Origin of the sequence: Bradyrhizobium canariense, assembly GCF_018130465.1 — a bacterium.
GTDB classification, from domain to species: Bacteria; Pseudomonadota; Alphaproteobacteria; order Rhizobiales; family Xanthobacteraceae; genus Bradyrhizobium; species Bradyrhizobium canariense_C.
Genome location: NZ_JAFCKJ010000006.1, coordinates 131691 through 148892, shown reverse-complemented (window position 1 = coordinate 148892; position 17202 = coordinate 131691). Strand labels below are relative to the sequence as shown.

The window sequence follows — 17202 nt, the reverse complement described above, 5'->3', positions numbered from 1 at the left end:
AAAGGATTTTGACAGATGAGAACATTGATCGCGACCTCGGCGGTCGCACTCCTGCTCGCCGCCGCCTCTCCGTTGTTGGCACAAACCAGCATGACCGGCGGCACCGGCGGCTCGGCCGCCGCCGGCGGCACCTCGGCCAGCACGCTCGGCACCGGCGGCACGTCGACGTCGACCTCCGGACAAACCGGCTCGTCGATCGCCGCCGGCGGCAGCGCCGCGTCCGCCAACGGCAAGGCGCAGTCCGGCACCAGCATGAACAAGGGCAACGGTCCGGTACTCAATTCCAATGCGCGCGCGCAGGCGCATGAGGGTGGCACGTTCAGCCGCTCCCACACCCGCACGAAAGTGAAGGCGGGCGAGGAGGTCGGATCGACCACCAAGACCATGTCGCACGTGCCAGGCTCCAAGCCGACCATGTCGACGACGTCGACCAACGTGCGCTGAACCATCCTCACGAGACTGCTGCCCGCAACCTGCGGGCAGTTTTTTCTTTTTGAACGGATCAACCGCCGCTCAGCGTGCGGCTGACACGGGTCACGACTGCATCCCACTGCCGCTTCTCGGCCGCCGGGTAGTTGATCAGCACACAATGCACGTAGCGGCGGCCAAAGTTGCAGCGGTCATACCAGATCTTGCCGCGCCGCGTGCTGGAGACCACGAAGAAGCGCGGCGTGATGCGCTTGTAAGTGATGCCGGACGGCGGATTCTTCCGCGCCAGGAAAGCGGCCGGTGAGCTGCCGTCGTTCGGAACGGCTTGCACCGTCAGGTCCGCACGGCCGTCGCTGGTCCGGTACTGCACGCCATAGCCGTCGGGCCGGCCGGCTTGCTCAGTGAAGATGGACGAGGGAATGTCGAGGCTGGTCCCGGTTTCGGGAATGCGATAGCCACTCCAGTCCTCCGCACCGGCAGCAGCCGGCAAGGCACAGAGCATGACAAGGATGGCGGCGATGTTCTTCATCGTATGGCCGGGTTTGAGCTGGTCGGCCGACAACGTGGGGAAAAGCCGGAGGTTCCGATCCGCGAAGTGTGCGCGCGTTGCGCGCCTGCGTCGCCTCGCCAGACGTTGCGAGCCGGATGACAGCGTCGGTCGCTTGTCAAGCCACCAACGTTTCGTCGACGCGTTCAAGCGCGAGCGCGCCCGTTAGCGATCGCGCTTGCCTTTGTTTGTTGGCAACGGGCAATTGGTGCACACCCTGTCGTCGCACCTGCGGCAGATCGTGAAGCGATCCAACTCGGAGGTGTCCTGCCTCGCCAACAACTCGTGTAGCAGCGTTCCAAGTCGCTTTGTTTCGGCCGGCGACAGCACATCCAGAAGTGACGCAACGGCGGAAAGCCGGGACGCCATCAGATCGTTCCGGGCGGCGGCGCCGGTCGCCGTCAGGTACAAGGCGATCTCCCGGCCGTCCTTTCCCGGCCTGCGCTCGACAAGCCGGTCCGACACCAGACGGTCCACCAACCGGACAGTTCCTGAATGCGACAGCCCCAGGATCCGCCGGAGCTTGTCGTTGGTCATGCCCTGGCCATAGCCGATGACAACGAGTGCCGCAGGCGTCTCACCGCCGCGGCCGATGACCTCGCGCGCGCCCTGCTCGATCCGATCCATGACGGCGAGCGATAGCGCCCCCAGCAAATTCGCGATTCCGGTTTCCATGCGCGGAACAATATGTGCGGAGCGCACAAAAAACAACTTGACCAAATATGTGCGCTACGCACATATTTGGTCAAGGAAACGCGACGACGAGATGGAGCATGGCGATGAGCACCCGAAGCACCGCACTAACGAATCCGAATGCCGCCGATAGTGAACCCGTCCTGAAATACGTGCAGGCCAACGGCGTGCGCTTCGCCTATCTCGAACAAGGCGACGGCCCCCTGGTCATGTTCCTGCACGGCTTTCCCGACAATGCCTGGTCGTATCGAAAGCAGCTGCAAGTCTTCGCGGATGCGGGGTATCGCGCGGTCGCGCCGTTCCTGCGTGGCTATGCGCCGACCGAGATTCCGGCGGACGGAGTTTTCGATCCCATCGCACTGGGCAAGGATCTTGAAGCCCTCATCGCGGCGCTGAGTGACGACGGCCAGGCACGCGTCGTCGGCATGGATTGGGGCGGCACGTCGACCTTTCAGGCGCTGGCCACGGCGCCATCGGCAATCAAGGCCGCCGTGGTCATGAACACCGCACATCCGATTACAATTTCGAGCATCAGAAGGGATCCGGAACTCGTTAGAGCCGTCTTCCATGTCTATTTCTTCCAGTTGCCCGGCGCCGAATCGGCGGTCACCACCGAAGGACTTCCCTTCGTCGACTATCTCTGGAAGCTGTGGTCGCCGACATTCGACAATGCCGAGCACATCCGTTCGGTCAAGCAGACGCTCAGCTCTCCCGGCACCATGGCCGCCGCGCTTAAATATTACGGAGGCCTGACCGATGCGGGGCTCGCGGGCCGGCTGCCGATCAATGACATGCACACGCCGACGCTGACGATCTATGGCAGCAACGATCCGACAGCGAAGTACTCGGTCAAGGAGGAGCCGCTGTTCAAGGGGCCGCACAAGCGGATTGTCCTGCCCGATGTCGGGCACTTCCCGCACCTCGAGCGGGAGGACGAAGTCACCGGCCTGATCATGGACTGGTTCAAGACACACGCGCCTGACTGAACGCACAGGGCGGTGGCCCACAACATCCTTTGAGTTCTCTAATCTGGAGTGCGCGCAATGGACGCCAAGACACAACAGCAATACGCCGAGACGTTTCACGCTCTTCACAGGAAGGGAGATCCGCTCGTCCTGTTCAACGCCTGGGACGCCGCCACCGCCAAAGCCATCGCGAAGACCTCTCCGGCCGTCGCGACCAGCAGCGGGGCGGTTGCGTCCGCCCTTGGCTATGCGGACGGAGAAAATGTGCCGCTCGACATGTTGACAGGTCTGGTGTCGCGGATGACTGCGGCCGTGCCGGTTCCAGTTTCAATCGATCTGGAGGCAGGATATGGCGACACCCCGGAGGCCGCCGCGAAGTCGGCGAGCGATATTTTGAAAGCCGGCGCCGTCGGCATCAATATCGAGGACGGGCTATCGGAGGGAAAGCGGCAACTCGTCAGTCCCGAACGGCATGCAGCGAAGATCAAGGCGGTGCGGGACGCCGCGAAAGATCTGGGCGTTCAGCTGTTCATCAATGCGAGAACGGATCCGTTCCTGCTGAAATTCGGATCGCCGGATGAGTGCATGAACGAAGCGGCAAGGCGGGCGAAAGTCTATGCCGAGGCCGGCGCCGATGGAATTTTCGTACCCGGCCTCACCGACCTCGCTCTCATCGAGAAATTCGTTCAGCTCACGCCTCTGCCGGTCAACATCATGGTGACCCAAGGCGTTCCCGCACTTCCGGATCTGGCTGGTGTCGGCGTTCGGCGGGTGAGTCTCGGGCCATGGCCCATGATGGCAGCGATGCGCATCATTGGACAGGCCGCGGCCGCGGTGGCGGCGACCAGGCAATACGGCACGTTCCTGCAACCGGGTGGCTGAGCCTGAACATCAGCGGTCCGAAGAAGCGTTCTATGCCGACGACCTAACCGGTTTTTTCAATCTCATTGGCCGGATGGATTTCGAGAACGGTCAGCACAGTTCCAATGCGCTGCTGTCCATGGCCGCGACCAGGGATGCGATCTCGATGGTCGAGAAATTGCAGAAGGTGTCGGAGACCGCATAGGGGAAGATGATCTTGTCGCGATGACGCATCGCGCCGCAGGTATAGACGACGTTCGGAACATATCCTTCGCGTTCGGAAGGGTCTGGGCGCAATAGCGGCTCGCGCAGGCGGCCGAGCACCTTCGAAGGGTCCTCTTTGTCCAGCAGCGCGGCCCCGATCGAATATTTTCGCAAAGGGCCGACGCCGTGCGTCAGCAGCAGCCACCCGACGTCGAGTTCGATCGGTGATCCGCAATTGCCGATCTGCACGAATTCCCAGGGGTATCGAGGCTTCAGAATCGGCTTGCCGCCATCCCAGGTATGGAGATCGTCGGAAAAGATCAGATAGAGGTTTTCGTTATCCTGGCGCGCGATCATCGCATATTGCCCCCCGATCTTGCGCGGGAATAACGCCATGCCCTTGTTGCGCGCGGCATTGCCTTTCAAGGGAGATAGCCGGAACGATACGAAATCGGACGTCTCGATCAGCTCCGACCGGATCGCCCGTCCGCTATAGGCGGTGTAGGTCGCGTAGTAGATCGTCTCGCCGGCGTCGCTGAATTGCACGAAGCGGGCATCCTCGATACCGTTCGACTGCGCTTCGGTGACCGGAAAAATCACCCGCCCGCTCAGATCTTCCCCAGTTGCGAACGTAACGTCAATATCGTCGCTGCCGGCGCCCGATGTCAGCCTGACAAGATCGGGGCTGGATGCAAGACGCGCCGTCGGGTCGATGGTCACGGCCCCATCTGCCGCAACAAACCCCGACCGAAACGTCAGGGAAGACACATGACCCTCGCCGACGGCACGAAGACTTAGGATGAAGCGGAGGCTGCCTTCCGGCGTTCCTGACTGATCGGGATGCGGCACGATACTCGGATTGAACAATGCCGAGGCCTCGAACGAATATTCGTTGAGAAAATAGGCGCCCGCGAGTTGGCGCTGGACCTTCGTGAATGCAGCATGGTCGGCAAGCGCCTCTTCCATTTCCGCGGCGCGCGCCTCGAAGATCTGCAACAGGTTGCGGTGACGGCCGAGGAAATTCTCCAGAACGTCGGCCAATTGCCGGTCAGCCGTCTCGGGATCGAGCGTGAGCACCCGTTCGACGATATGGTTGGCGCGGGTCTTGTCCGTCGGATTGAGGTCGCGCGGCTCTGTGGCCGGCTTGAACGGGCGAACGATCACACGGGTCGGGTCCGGCCGCAGCTGAAGGGCTTGGCGTTTGAGGAAGGGAGATTGCGACAAAACGGCCTCGATTGGTTGAAGAGGAAATCGTAATCCGCGCCGTCAAGCGACCAGCGGCGCAGGTTTGGCCCGGCTTTCGCTGAGGCGGGCAATCTGCCGAATCTCGGAAAGACCAAGCAAATACGACACCACGGATTCCCCTCCCCGATTCTCATTGGGACGGTCGGGGTGCAGGCCATCCCGGCAGCTTCCGGTTTCCAAATCGATCAGCGAGGCTGACAAATCGTTACTGCCGAGAAACCACGCGAATACCCGTGCGGCTTCGGCTTTCCACACGGCATCGTGGTCGGCCCGCCACGCGGCGAGGCATGCCGCAATGGTCGCCGCGGCCTCCAGCGGCTGCTGGTCGAAAGCTTGCGGCGGTTGGCGTCGATCACCAAATCCCGCCGTGCCGATCGGGCGGAATTGGCCCTTTGCCGAGGTTTGCCGGTTCACAAGCCAGCGCAGCGACTCCAGGCCGATATTGACATAGCGCGATGTCTTGGTGGCCAAGCCGGTCATGATCAGCGCCTGGGGCAAGCGAGCGTTATCGTAGGCCAACCCATCCTCGAACCAGACCCAATCGCCGGTTGCCACGGTGTCGAAGATCAAAATCAATCGATCGGCAAGCACGGCACGCAGGCGGGTCGCCTGGAAATCGTCCGGAACAGCCGAGCAGTAGGCATCGAGCCCCAGCAATACGAAAGCCCACGCACGGGGCGATCGAAAACTTTCCACTGTCGCCACCGCTTCGGAAAACAGCGCCGCGGCCCATGAGCGCCGCGACGGGTTGGCATCGGTCAACGCGCACACGCCCAGGGCCCAGAGCGTGCGTCCGTGGCTATCTTCCGACCCCTTGTCCTCCAACCAGCAGCGGTTGAAGCCCATGAAATTGCGAAATCGTCCTGTATCAGGATTCCAGGCGTGCTGGACGAAGGCGGCAAATCGCGCCGTCAGGGCTTCCGGCAGCCGCTCTTCGCCCGGATTGTTGAGCGCACAGGCCACGAGCAGCGCCCGGGCGTTGTCGTCGACGCAATAGCCGTGGGCACGATCCGGCACGCTATGAACGGCATGCTGAAACAGTCCTGTGTCGTCGCACATCGACAGGAAATGGCCGAGCTGCATTTCCGGCGGCGCGCGGCTGTCCCGCAGCAGCGTACCGGTATCCGTGCGCGCAATGGTCTTGAGCCGATGCCGGCGTCCGGCGCTCTCGAATACCGACATATAGCGTTCGGCAGTCCTCTCCCATGTCATCGCGCGGCTGCTCGAATAGGCGCGCTTGCGCATCGCTTGCCGAAGCACGTCGTTGGTCAGCAGCTTGGAGATTTCGATGCCAAGCGCCGCCGCATCGCCAAACGGAACCAGGATGCCGCGGCCATCGGCCAATAGTTCGCGGGCATGCCAATACGGGGTGGAAACCACGGCTTTGCCGAGACCAAAACTATAGGCAAGCGTGCCCGACGTCATCTGGGCCTCACTGAGGTACGGCGTCACATAGACGTCGGACATCGAGATGAAATCGAGCAGCGTTTTCTTGTCGACGAACTGATCGAGGAACACCACGTGATCCTCGACGCCAGCGCGGCGCGCGTGCGCAACCAGGGCCTCGCGATAGGCTTCGCCCCGATCGCGCACGAGGTTGGGATGCGTCGCACCGAGCACGACGTAAACGGCGTCGGGTCGGGTCTCCAGAATCGAAGGCATCGCATCGATCATGACTTCGATGCCCTTGTTCGGCGACAGCAACCCGAATGTCAGGATGACCGACTTATTGCTGAATCCGAGCGCAGCCTTGGCCGCGTCGGGTTCGACGAACGCAAATTCCGGGATGCCGTGCGGGATGATTTCGATCTTCTCGTCAGCCACGTGATAGACGGAGCGCAACAACTCCCGACCTTTTTCAGCCATCACGACGACCTTGGACGAGCACTCCACGATGCGCGCGATGACATCGCGCTGAGCCTCTGTCGGCTCGGACAAGACCGTATGCAGCGTTGTCACGATCGGTATGGTCAGGCGCGACAAAAGCGCCATGATCTGACCGCCGGCTTCGCCGCCGAAAATGCCGAATTCATGTTGCAGCGAAACGGCCTCGAAGCCGCCGCCGTTCAGGTAGGCGGCCGCACGAACATAATCATCTTGACGGTCGTCGTTGATCTCCAGGCCCACGGTGGGAGGATAATCGTAGACCTGGCCGTGATCGGTCATCGCGACGATGACGGTCTCCAGATCACTCCGGGACGCCGCGACGGCGCTCTGCAAGTCGGTGGTAAAGGTCGCAATACCGCAGCGGCGGGGAAGCGAATTTCCGATGAATGCGATGCGATTTACAGTAGCCAATTTGGCGTCTCCGATTGTTTGAGCGCTGCGGTCTCGAGGCCGGCCGGGAGGGCGCTGGGAGAAGCGTGCGATACGCAACTGGCGCCCGCGGCGCCGCGCTCTGTTAACGCAGCGGGGTTTACCTTCGGGCCGGGATAGGCCAGGAGCGCTTTCAACCCGTTCGCGCCTACCTCGATTTCCGCATGGTCGGCTTCCAGGAAAACGGCGTCCCCCGGCGCAAGCCTCGTCGAGCCGAGTTGGGCGTGACCTTCGATCGCCAGCAGCCAGGTCTCTTTCGGTGCGTCGAGCATCCAGACGGAACCCGGCGCAAGGTCGGTTTGCTCCAGCGCAAAATAAGAATTGACGGTGAGGACCGTTCGCGCGCCGCTCAAACGTTCCGCAGGCAACTGGATTTCGCGAGGGCCTGCCGTTGCCACCGCGATGGCATTTTCGATGTGCAGCTGGCGCTCTCGTCCATAGTCGAACAGCCGGAACGTGGCGTCGCTGTGCTGCTGGATTTCGACGAGCACGATGCCAGCGCCGATCGCATGAATGGTTCCAGCGGGAATGAAAATGACGTCGCCCGGATGAACCGGCTGCCAATGCACGATGTCGGCGATTGAGCCATCAGTGACCGCGGCTCGCAACTCGGCGGCGGAGCGCGGATAGTTCAGTCCCACCGCGACCTTGGCACCGGGGATCGCGGAGACGATGTACCAGGCTTCGGTCTTGCCGTTGGCAAGCCCGATCGAGCGCGCGAACGCATCATCCGGATGAACCTGAATCGACAGGGGCTCGGTGGTGAAGAGCATTTTGAGCAGCAACGCCGTCTTGGGCGCAGCAAGGTTGGGCGCAGCAAGACCCGGGCGCTCGAACCACAATTCCCCGATCGGACCGTCGCGCGTCGACGCCAGGCTCCAGGGACGCAGATCGAGGCTGCCCCAGGGCTTCGGCTTGGTTCGCACGATGGCATGTTCGATCGTCAAGCGGACCTCCCCAAAGGCTGTGCGGTCAGTCGTTGACCGTTCGTGCCGGGCGCGGGCCGGTCCAGGGCGGGAGCGCTTCCCATTCAGCCCTTCGCATGCGGCGTTCTTCATCGCCGACCTTGACGAAGACAAACGGAGCGTCGTCCTGCCCGGTCTTCGATCCGGTGAATGTGGCCGGAAGCCCGTTCGAGTTTCGGACAGTTGCTGTATTTGCCAAGTAACCTCCTGACCGATCTGCGTGCGGGATCGCCGCTGCAGATCAATTAAAAATGGATTCCCAATGCACGAACGCCGACGCCGCGAGCAGGACAAGAAAAGCAGACGACGGCACCGGAGGTACCAACCACTCGGGAGATTTGTATTTGGGGGGTATCTGACATCAAACCGCCTTCGTGGTTGAGGCGGGAGCGCAATGCTCTCAGTCACCGATAACTGCCTAGGGCGGGCGGTGATCTCAGGTATATAGGAACGCCCTCGCCCAATAGCGAGACGAGAGCATCAATCAGATTGGCTTTATTGGCGGTATCTTTATGTCGGCATTGCTCTATGGTCACAAGACCTGACGTCTGAGTTGACGGGGGCAATTGCTTGATTTCAACCTTGGCCGGCTGATCCCCCTTTTCGGAAGGGTTTCGGCTATCGGGTTTCTCATGGTTTCAACGGAACATTTCCGGCAAGAGATTCGATCCCGGCTCGAATCGGCGAGCGCGCAAGGCCGGCAGGACCTGACTATCGAATGTGGCGAGCTTTACCGGTCGGTGAGCAAGCTGCCTCTTTTCGACCCATGGATGATCTTCTGCTGCAATGCGATGCGCGCCGAAATGGCCTTGACCGATCATTTGATCTTCGATGACAGCAACGCGAGCCTGCTGACCATTCACTATGCATTGCCACGTCTATGGCGACCAAAATCAAACCAGGTACGATCGACGTAGCGGGTTTCGTTGGCTCCAATGCAGGCCGTCGCAGCTGCTGTCGCGATGGGATCTGAGAGTACACGCCCTATGCCGACCGCTTCACCGCTGTCGCGCCAGCCGGTGTAATGTCGAGCCGAGCCAGCATCGCCCGCGCCTGCTCGGCGCAGTGCTCGATCAGCCAGTGTTCGAAGGCTACAGGCGCGAGCGCGGGTGCGTAGAGGAAGCCCTGCACGACGTCGCAGCCGAGCTCGGCCAGCACCTTGCGCTGCGCCTCGGTCTCGACGCCTTCGCCGACGACGGTCATGCCGAGGCCCTGCCCGACGCGCACCACTGCGGTGGCGATCGCGAGCGCGCCAGCGTCACGCTCGATGTCGCGCATAAAACTGCGATCGATCTTCAGCTCGCGGATCGGCAGATGGGCGAGCCGGCTGAGGCTGGAATAACCGGTCCCGAAATCGTCCACGGAAAGCCCGACGCCGAGCTCCCGGATCGCGTTCATCGTCTCGAGCGCGGCGACGCTGTCCTGCATGAACGCGCCCTCGGTGATCTCGAGCATCAACGCATCCGCCGGCAGATCGTATTCGGTGAGGATGTCCTTGAGCCGCGCGGCCAGCGTGACGTTGCGGAAATTGATCGGCGACAGGTTCACCGACACAGATGGAATGTTGAGCCCGGCGCGGCGCCAGCTCGCCATCTGCCGGCAGGCCTCGCGCACCGACCACAGGCCGATCTGCTCGATCAGCCCGCACTCTTCGGCGAGCGGGATGAATTTTGCCGGCGAGACGTCGCCGAGTTCGGCATCGTGCCAGCGCGCCAGCGCCTCGACGCCATGGATCGCGCCGTCGCAGCTGCGGATCTGCGGCTGGTAGCTGAGGGTCAGCTCGCCTTCGGCGATGGCGCGGCGCAGCGCCGCGATCAATGCCAGCCGCTGTTCGGTGTGCCCGTTCATCTCGGCGCTGAACAGGCGATGGGTCGAGCGGCCGGCCTGCTTGGCCATGTACATGGCCGCGTCCGCCTGCTGCATCAAGGTGTCGATGTCGGTGGCATGATCGGGATAGAGGCTGACGCCGATGCTCGCCGACATCTGCAGCTGCCTGGAGCCAAGCCGCAGCGGCGCGGCCAGCGCTTCGGTGATTCCAGCCGCGACGCGCTCGGCACTCTCGGCATTGCGCTGCGGCAGCAGAATCACGAACTCGTCGCCGCCGAGCCGCCCCAGCATGTCCTCGGGGCCGATCTGCTCGCGCAGGCGCTGCGCGAGCTGGATCAGGAGCTCGTCGCCGGCGGCGTGACCGAGCGTGTCGTTGACGTCCTTGAAATGATCGACGTCGAGGAAGGCCAGCGCGACGTGGCTGCCGGTGGGACAGGCGTCGATGGCGGTGGTGATCAGCTGCCGCAATTGCGCGCGGTTCGGCAGGCCGGTGAGGATATCGTGATAGGCGAGCCGCGCGATCTCGGCGCGCGCCTCCTTGCGCTCGATCGCGAAGGCGCCGAGATTGACGCAGGCCTCGACGATGCGCCGGTGCCAATTGCTCGGCGCGCGCGGTTCCCGGTAGTAGAAGGCGAAGGTGGCGATGACCCTTCCGTCCTTGGCCTTGACCGGGGTCGACCAGCATGCACGCAGGCCAATCGCGAGCGGCATCGCCTTGTAGGGCTGCCAGCGCGGATCGGTCTCCAGATCGGTCGCGAGCACCGGCTCGCCATAGTAGGCCGCGGTTCCGCACGAGCCGACATTGGGGCCGATGGCAACGCCGTCCAGTGCGCGGGAATAGTCCTCGGGCAGGCTTGGGCCGCCGAGCGGATGGATCAGGCCCGCGGCGTCGACGTGAAGCAGCGAACAGACCACGTCGGGCGCGATCTGCTCGACGCGGCGGCACAGCCGGTCGGCGATCTCGCCGATCGGAACTTCGTCGGCGAGCGCGCCCATGATGAGCTGCTGGAGCGAGCGCAGCTGCTTGGTCTCGGTGATGTCCTCGAGCAGCGCGAAGATGTGCCTGACCTGGCCCTTCCGGTCGCGGAAGGCGTCGATGCGGGCGCAGACCCAGATCTCCTCGCCGTCCTTGTCATAGGCGAGCATCTCGACTTCGCCGCGGTGGCCGCCATGCATCAGGCGCTTGATGAGCGTCGCCACGGCCCTGCGATCAGTGTGCCGGCCGGTGATCAACCCTCTCGCACGGCGGCCCTCAGCTTCCTCGCTGGTGTAGCCGAACAGCGTCGTGAAGGCGGAATTGACGTAGACGATGTTCTGGTCGGTGTCGGTGACGATCACTGCCCGGTTGGTCTGATCGGAGACCGCGTGCAGAAGCCCGATCCTGACACGACGCTCAGCCTCCACTGTGACGTCGCGCGCGAACACGACGTGACGGGTCACGCCGCCACTTGCAATGGATGAAAGCGAAATGGCCGCGCGGATGCGGCTGCCGTCGCGCCGAACGAGGCTGACCTCGTCACGGAACTCCGCGACCGGATCGGCCTGAAGGCATCTGAGGGTGAGAATTTCGGCGTCGCGGCCGAGCACCTCAGCGCGCGCGAGCTTCCAGATCCGCTCCGCACCGGCATTGAAATGCGTGATGCGATGCGCGCTGTCGACGATGACGATGCCCTCGTCGGCGCGTTCGAGTGCGGCCAGCAGCACTTCCGGAGTTTCTGTCATGGGACAATCGAGGGCAGACATCGTTGGACCCGGAGGCATCGGGAAGATATGGCAATCGAGGCTAGCGCCGCGATGGTGTCCAAGACGTTTTCGCGTGCCCCGCCAAGACGCGACATGCTTAACGTTCTGCGAAAAGCGCGACGGCAAATCGGTGCGTACGGAACCTATTCGGCGCCGGTTCCCGCGTGAAGCTTGCCGGCTACGGCGCGCACCTTGCGCGGCGCGGCTTGCCAGATCGAGAGCGCCGACAGTCCGCTCACGATGATGGCAATGCCAAAGGCGAGCGTGTAGTCGCCGGCCCGATCATAGAGCAAGCCGGTGACCCAGGGACCGGCGGCGCCGCCGGCCAATGCCGCCAACATGATCGTACCGAAAATGCTGCCCTGGTGCCTGCCCTGAAAAATCTCGAACACCACCGCGCCCATGATCGAAGTGAGGCCGTAGCCGAGCGCACCTTGCGTGAACACCATGAGGTAGACCAGCCACAATGACGGTTGGAATTTCAGTGCCATCAGCGCCGCGAAAGAGATCGCAAAACCCGCGCAGCTGATCGCCCACACCCATTCCCGCCCGATCCGGTCGGAGACATGGCCGAGCAGGATCTGGCCGGGAATGCCGAGCAGGCTGACGATGCCGAGCGCCCACACCGCAACACCCGGGCTGAAGCCGATATCGAGCAGGAACTTGGTCTGGTGCACCTGCACCGCGTACCAGATGTAGAGGCCGCAGAAATAGCCGAGCGCAATCCACCAGAAGCGCGTCGTTGCAACGGCGTTTCGGAGTGTCCATTCGGTTCCGGCCCAGACGGGATCGACGATGTTGGAGACGGGTTTTGCGGCACCTGCGGCCGGGGCCGCGTCGCCGTCAGGCCGGAGGCCGATATCCTCGGGGCGCCTATGCAGGAACAGATTGATCGGCGCCAGCACGATCAGGATCATCAGTCCCATCGCAGTGCAGGCGGTGCGCCAGCCGGTCTGTTCGATCATGTGCTGCACCCATGGCAGCAGCGTCACCGAGCCGATGCCAACGCCGGCGAAGGCGGTGCCGATCGCGAAGCCGCGCTTGCGGATGAACCAGTTCGGCAGGAACAGCGACTGGCCGGAATAGCCGAGACACACCGAGCCGGCGCCGACCATGACGCCGATGGTCAGGTAGAGATGCCAGGGCTGGCTCGTGAGCGGCGCAAGCAGCAGCCCGCCACCCATCAGAACCACGCCGAGCTCCATCACCGCGCGCGGGCCGGCGCGGTCCATCAGCCGGCCGATCAGCGGGCTGACCATGCCCGACACCACGAAGCCGAACGAGAAGGCGCCCGCGGTGACGCCGCGCTCCCAGCCGAATTCGGAGATGATGGGGGGAAAGAACAGAGAGAAGGCGGTGCGCGCGTTGACGCCAATGGCCATGGTGACGAAGGTCACCGCGACCACGACCCAGCCGTAGAAGAACGGAAGCTGCATTCTATGTTTCATCCCCGGACGGTCTGTCGGACCATCCGGAACTGCCCGGGTCAAGCGCTTTTCGCGCATGCCTCTTGGGCGGCGGGGTCAGGCGGCGTCGAGCCGGGACGATTTGACGGGGACGTCGAACAAGATCCGGTCGATGGGGTGCGGGCGGCCAAACAGATAGCCTTGCGCGAAATTGACGCCGAGCGCCTTCAGCCACTCGAACTCCTCGCGGGTTTCGACGCCTTCGGCGGTGACCGACATGTCCAGCCCACGCGCCAGCGTCACGATCGAGGAGATGATGGCGGAGCTGCGCGGCTGATGCGTGAGGTTGCGGATGAACGACTTGTCGATCTTGATCTTGTCGAACGGGAACGCGGTCAGATAGCTGAGCGACGAATAGCCGGTGCCGAAATCGTCGAGTGCGAGCTCGATGCCGATACTCTTCAGCCGCTCCATGAAGGCGTGGTTCTCGACGCCGCGTTCCAGCAGCACGGATTCCGTGATCTCGATCTCCAGCCGCTGGGGCGGCAGCCCGGAATCCGCGAGCGCCGCGCTGATCATCTCGAACAGCTCAGCCTCCTTGAACTGGATCGGCGACAGGTTGACGGCGACCGCGAGGTCGGACGGCCAACCGGCCGCGTCCGCGCAGGCGCGCCGCAGCACGAACTCGCCGAGCGGCACGATCAGTCCGGTTTCCTCCGCGAGCGGAATGAACTGGTCCGGCACAATCAATCCGCGGCTCGGATGCCGCCAGCGCACCAACGCCTCGAAGCCGCGCCGCGCGCCGCTGAGGGCGTCGACGAAGGGCTGATAGTGCACCTCGAGCTGGCACTGCGCGATGGCGTCGCGCAAATCGCCTTCCAGCGTGCTGCGCGCCTCGAGCTCGGCCGACATCGCCTTGTCGTAGATGGTGAAGCAGTTGCGGCCCGACGATTTCGAGCGGTAGAGCGCAAGGTCGGCCTTCTTCAGGAGCTGCTCCTGATCGCTGCCGTGATCGGGCGCGATCGCAATGCCGACGCTGGTGCCGATCTCGACGCGGTGTCCGGGAAGAGGGAATGGCTCGGCCACGAGCTTGGCGATCCGCCCCGCCAGTTCGATCGAGCAGACGTGCTGATCCTCGCAGGCTTCCTGGATGATGGCGAATTCGTCGCCGCCGAGCCGGGCCAGCACGTCGCTGGCGCGCAGCGCGGATTTCAGCCGCTGTGCGACCTGACGCAGCAGCGCATCACCGGCACCGTGACCGAGCGAGTCGTTGACGTTCTTGAAGCGGTCGAGGTCGAGCATCAGGATCGAGAAGCCCGGACCGCCATCCTTCAACTGATCATTGAGCTCGTCGAGCCGGGCGAGGAAGAAGGCCCGGTTCGGCAGTCCGGTCAAGATGTCGGTCTGGGCGAGTTCGAGCACCCGCCGGTTCGCCAGCGACAGCCGCTGCGAATTGCGGCTTGCGAGCATGAGATATGTCGAAAGCGACAGCGTCAGCAGCATGCCGACGATCAGCACCGCGCCCGCGCGGTCGTAATTCGTCTCCAGCGGACCGCCGGCAGCCGGGATCGCCCGCACCTGCCAATCGGTGTCGCCGATCTTGAGGTTGCCCGACCAGTGCAGGGCCCGCGCGACATCCCGCATCGACTGCGGCGCCGTTGTGGACGACGAATAATCCGGCAGCATGTCCTCCAGGCTGACGATCTGCCCCGTGAACGGCGGATAGACGTTCACGCTGACCGCGGGGCTTGCCCCGGTGGTCACGCGAATGGACTGGATCAGCAGCGGCAGGTCGAAGATGCCAACGACGAAGCCGGCGAGATTGCGGCGCCGGTCCACGGCCGTGTCGCGCGACGTTCCCTTGGCATAGACGGGAATGGCGACGAGCACGTCGGGCAGCCGGCCACCCTCCCTCGGCTCATAGAGGCGGGTGCGAATGGCCGAGACCCGGTCGGTGTCGCGTGCGCGCTCGAGGACCGCGCGGCGCTCCGGCACGGTCGCGTAGTCCATGCCGTAGACCGAAGACGTCTTCGGCTGGGTCGAGTAGAACACCGGAAAATATTCGTCGCTCTGCGGCGCGGTCGCGAACGCATCCCCCTGGAGCGACTTGATGCGATAGCTGGACACGCCGTCCGTGATCGCCGCGGCCTCGTATTCGGCGCGCTCCTTGCGGTTCACGCGCGGCACCCAGGCGATGCGCAGCATGCCGGGATGGCGCTCGAACAAGCGGGCGCTGAAGGTCTCGAATTCGCTGCGGGTGATCTCCTGGTTGGTCGATTCGAACAGCGTGCGCAGCGCGACGAGCCTGGAAATGTACTCGCCCATGCCGTTCTGCATGACGATTGCTTCGGTCTCGGCCGCGTTTTCGAACTCGATCTTGTTGACGCGGCCTTCCCATCGCGCCACGGCGGCCGCACCCACGACCGAGAACAGAAGACCGACGCCGACCGCGACGAGCGCAGGGCGATAGAGCCCGAGCAGCGGCGCGGCACGCCACCATCCGGTCATACGCCTCCGATCCTGATCATTCTGATCCCGACCGCCCATCTTGATCCGCAAGTCCCCATCATGCGGCGGCCCGAACTTCTGGTTGAGCCGCCGGAACCACTATCGGTCGAGGATCGAGGTTAAGAACTGCACAATTTCGGAACCGGGGGCGTTGCGCATCACGCGATTTAGTTAACGATCGACCCTGCAAATTGCACCAGTCTGGCAGTAACTTGCCGATTTTCCCCGGTGTCTTACGGACCGTCGACGCTGCGCAGATTAGCGACCTGTTCAGGGCGCAAGACCTATCGTTTCCACAACGCGTCCAGCATCCGGCAAGCCTCCTCATGACACGATCCCGATCCGCGGCATATCTCGCCTTGACCATCGCATGTCTGACGGCAGCGATGTTCCCGGCGAAAGCCGACGAGATCGGCGTCAGTGAGGATGCGATCCTGTTCGGCCAGGCCGCCGCGCTCGAGGGTCCCTCCTCCGCACTCGGACAGCGGATGCGGCAGGGCATCGTCGCAGCCTTCACCGAGATCAACGCCAAGGGCGGCGTCCACGGCCGCAAGCTCCAGCTCATCAGCCGCGACGACGGCTACGACCCCGACCGCTCGGTGGCGCAGACGCTGCGGCTGATCGAGGACGACAAGGTGTTCGCACTGATCGGCGCGGTGGGCACGCCGACCGCGGTGGCGACGATACCGATCACCAGCGCCAGGAACGTGCCCTTCATCGGTCCGTTCAGCGGCGCCGAATTCTTGCGCGACCTCGAGCTTGCGAACGTGGTCAACATCCGTGCGAGCTATGGCGCCGAGGCCGAGGCGTGGGTCAAGCACCTCACGGAGCATCGCCATTTCACCCGCATCGCCATTTTCTACCAGGACGATTCCTTCGGGCGCGACGGTCTTTCCGGCGTGAAGCGCGCGCTTGCCAGGCGCGGCCTTGAGCTCGCCGCCGAAGGCACCTTCGAGCGCAACACCCGCGCGGTCGCTTCGGCCTGGCGCACGATCAAGCGCGCCGAACCCGAGGCGATCGTCATGGTCGGGACCTACGGTCCCTGCGCGGAGTTCATCAAGCTCGCGCACCGCAGCGGCGCTCGTCCGACCTTCGTCAACGTCTCCTTCGTCGGCGCCAATGCGCTCGCCAGGGAGCTCGGCCCCGAGGGCGAAGGCGTCGTCGTCTCGCAGGTCGTGCCGTTTCCCTGGGACCGCTCGCTCAAACTGGTCGCCGACTACCAGGCGGCGCAGACGGCGTTCGACCCGACGCTGACACCGGACTTCGTGTCACTCGAAGGCTACCTCTCCGGCCGCCTCGCGGCCGCGGCGCTGGAACAGGCCGGACCGCAACCGACGCGCGCGAGCCTGCTGCGCGCCATCAACGATGTCGGCCGCTTCGACATCAGCGGCAGCACCGTCACGGTCGGCATGCGCATGATCGACGCGCCGCCGAAGGTGTTTTTGACGGTGATCCAGAAGGACGGGACGTTCAAAGCGGTGGACCGGCTCTGA

General features: G+C 63.7%; 13 protein-coding genes. 5 read left to right on the top strand and 8 right to left on the bottom strand.

The features are described 5' to 3' along the window. Nucleotides 1–15 precede the first annotated feature (15 nt). Entirely contained in the window at nucleotides 16–444 is a 429-nt protein-coding gene (locus JQ591_RS18155) for a hypothetical protein (protein WP_211397381.1), read from the top strand. A 58-nt stretch (nucleotides 445–502) separates the two neighbouring features. Here the strand turns inward: JQ591_RS18155 and JQ591_RS18150 are convergent, their stop codons facing one another. Then, nucleotides 503–958 carry a hypothetical protein gene (locus tag JQ591_RS18150; RefSeq protein ID WP_211397565.1) on the bottom strand — a complete coding sequence of 152 codons (456 nt, stop codon included), beginning with the start codon at nucleotides 956–958 and terminating at the stop codon, nucleotides 503–505. A 183-nt stretch (nucleotides 959–1141) separates the two neighbouring features. Further along, nucleotides 1142–1696, bottom strand: a complete 555-nt coding sequence (locus JQ591_RS18145) for a MarR family winged helix-turn-helix transcriptional regulator (protein ID WP_249137196.1) — start codon at nucleotides 1694–1696, stop codon at nucleotides 1142–1144. A gap of 59 nt (nucleotides 1697–1755) precedes the next feature. On the opposite strand from JQ591_RS18145, the gene JQ591_RS18140 reads away from it, so the two are divergent. Both JQ591_RS18140 and JQ591_RS18135 read left to right on the top strand, forming a co-directional pair. Then, a complete protein-coding gene (locus tag JQ591_RS18140) occupies nucleotides 1756–2655 on the top strand; it encodes an alpha/beta fold hydrolase (protein ID WP_211397380.1) in 900 nt (299 codons plus the stop codon). Between the two features lie 57 nt (nucleotides 2656–2712). Next, on the top strand, nucleotides 2713–3516 hold the full coding sequence (locus tag JQ591_RS18135; RefSeq protein ID WP_211397379.1) for an isocitrate lyase/PEP mutase family protein: 804 nt from the start codon (nucleotides 2713–2715) through the stop codon (nucleotides 3514–3516). A gap of 90 nt (nucleotides 3517–3606) precedes the next feature. On the opposite strand, the gene JQ591_RS18130 is transcribed toward JQ591_RS18135, so the two are convergent. From JQ591_RS18130 to JQ591_RS18120, 3 genes are read right to left on the bottom strand one after another with little or no spacing between them, the layout of a single operon-like run. After that, nucleotides 3607–4923: a glycoside hydrolase family 130 protein gene (locus JQ591_RS18130; RefSeq protein ID WP_211397378.1), complete on the bottom strand. Its 1317-nt coding sequence runs from the start codon at nucleotides 4921–4923 to the stop codon at nucleotides 3607–3609. Nucleotides 4924–4965: 42 nt separating this feature from the next. Next, nucleotides 4966–7242 (bottom strand): glycosyltransferase family 4 protein, encoded by a 2277-nt coding sequence (locus JQ591_RS18125; RefSeq protein WP_211397377.1) that lies wholly within the window; start codon nucleotides 7240–7242, stop codon nucleotides 4966–4968. Further along, on the bottom strand, nucleotides 7230–8207 hold the full coding sequence (locus JQ591_RS18120; protein WP_211397376.1) for a class I mannose-6-phosphate isomerase: 978 nt from the start codon (nucleotides 8205–8207) through the stop codon (nucleotides 7230–7232). Before JQ591_RS18120 ends, JQ591_RS18125 begins: the two co-directional genes overlap by 13 nt. 584 nt (nucleotides 8208–8791) lie before the next feature. Here JQ591_RS18120 and JQ591_RS18115 point away from each other — a divergent pair. Then, on the top strand, nucleotides 8792–9142 hold the full coding sequence (locus JQ591_RS18115; protein ID WP_211397375.1) for a hypothetical protein: 351 nt from the start codon (nucleotides 8792–8794) through the stop codon (nucleotides 9140–9142). Between the two features lie 67 nt (nucleotides 9143–9209). Here JQ591_RS18115 and JQ591_RS18110 read toward each other — a convergent pair whose 3' ends face one another. The 3 genes from JQ591_RS18110 to JQ591_RS18100 all read right to left on the bottom strand — a co-directional run bounded on the left by JQ591_RS18110 (nucleotide 9210) and on the right by JQ591_RS18100 (nucleotide 15709). Beyond that, a complete protein-coding gene (locus tag JQ591_RS18110; RefSeq protein WP_211397374.1) occupies nucleotides 9210–11795 on the bottom strand; it encodes an EAL domain-containing protein in 2586 nt (861 codons plus the stop codon). A gap of 143 nt (nucleotides 11796–11938) precedes the next feature. Next, nucleotides 11939–13231, bottom strand: a complete 1293-nt coding sequence (locus JQ591_RS18105; RefSeq protein ID WP_211397373.1) for an MFS transporter — start codon at nucleotides 13229–13231, stop codon at nucleotides 11939–11941. Nucleotides 13232–13318: 87 nt separating this feature from the next. Then, nucleotides 13319–15709: a bifunctional diguanylate cyclase/phosphodiesterase gene (locus JQ591_RS18100; RefSeq protein ID WP_249137194.1), complete on the bottom strand. Its 2391-nt coding sequence runs from the start codon at nucleotides 15707–15709 to the stop codon at nucleotides 13319–13321. A 326-nt stretch (nucleotides 15710–16035) separates the two neighbouring features. Here JQ591_RS18100 and JQ591_RS18095 point away from each other — a divergent pair, with 326 nt between their 5' ends. Continuing rightward, a complete protein-coding gene (locus JQ591_RS18095; RefSeq protein WP_211397372.1) occupies nucleotides 16036–17202 on the top strand; it encodes an ABC transporter substrate-binding protein in 1167 nt (388 codons plus the stop codon).

Excerpts from the sequence above, each read along its gene's own strand:
- JQ591_RS18105 (WP_211397373.1), bottom strand. The coding sequence starts at position 13,231 with ATGCAGCTTCCGTTCTTCTACGGCTGGGTCGTGGTCGCGGTGACCTTC.
- JQ591_RS18155 (WP_211397381.1), top strand. The coding sequence starts at position 16 with ATGAGAACATTGATCGCGACCTCGGCGGTCGCACTCCTGCTCGCCGCC.
- JQ591_RS18095 (WP_211397372.1), top strand. The coding sequence starts at position 16,036 with ATGACACGATCCCGATCCGCGGCATATCTCGCCTTGACCATCGCATGT.
- JQ591_RS18100 (WP_249137194.1), bottom strand. The coding sequence starts at position 15,709 with ATGACCGGATGGTGGCGTGCCGCGCCGCTGCTCGGGCTCTATCGCCCT.
- JQ591_RS18110 (WP_211397374.1), bottom strand. The coding sequence starts at position 11,795 with ATGTCTGCCCTCGATTGTCCCATGACAGAAACTCCGGAAGTGCTGCTG.
- JQ591_RS18150 (WP_211397565.1), bottom strand. The coding sequence starts at position 958 with ATGAAGAACATCGCCGCCATCCTTGTCATGCTCTGTGCCTTGCCGGCT.
- JQ591_RS18135 (WP_211397379.1), top strand. The coding sequence starts at position 2,713 with ATGGACGCCAAGACACAACAGCAATACGCCGAGACGTTTCACGCTCTT.
- JQ591_RS18140 (WP_211397380.1), top strand. The coding sequence starts at position 1,756 with ATGAGCACCCGAAGCACCGCACTAACGAATCCGAATGCCGCCGATAGT.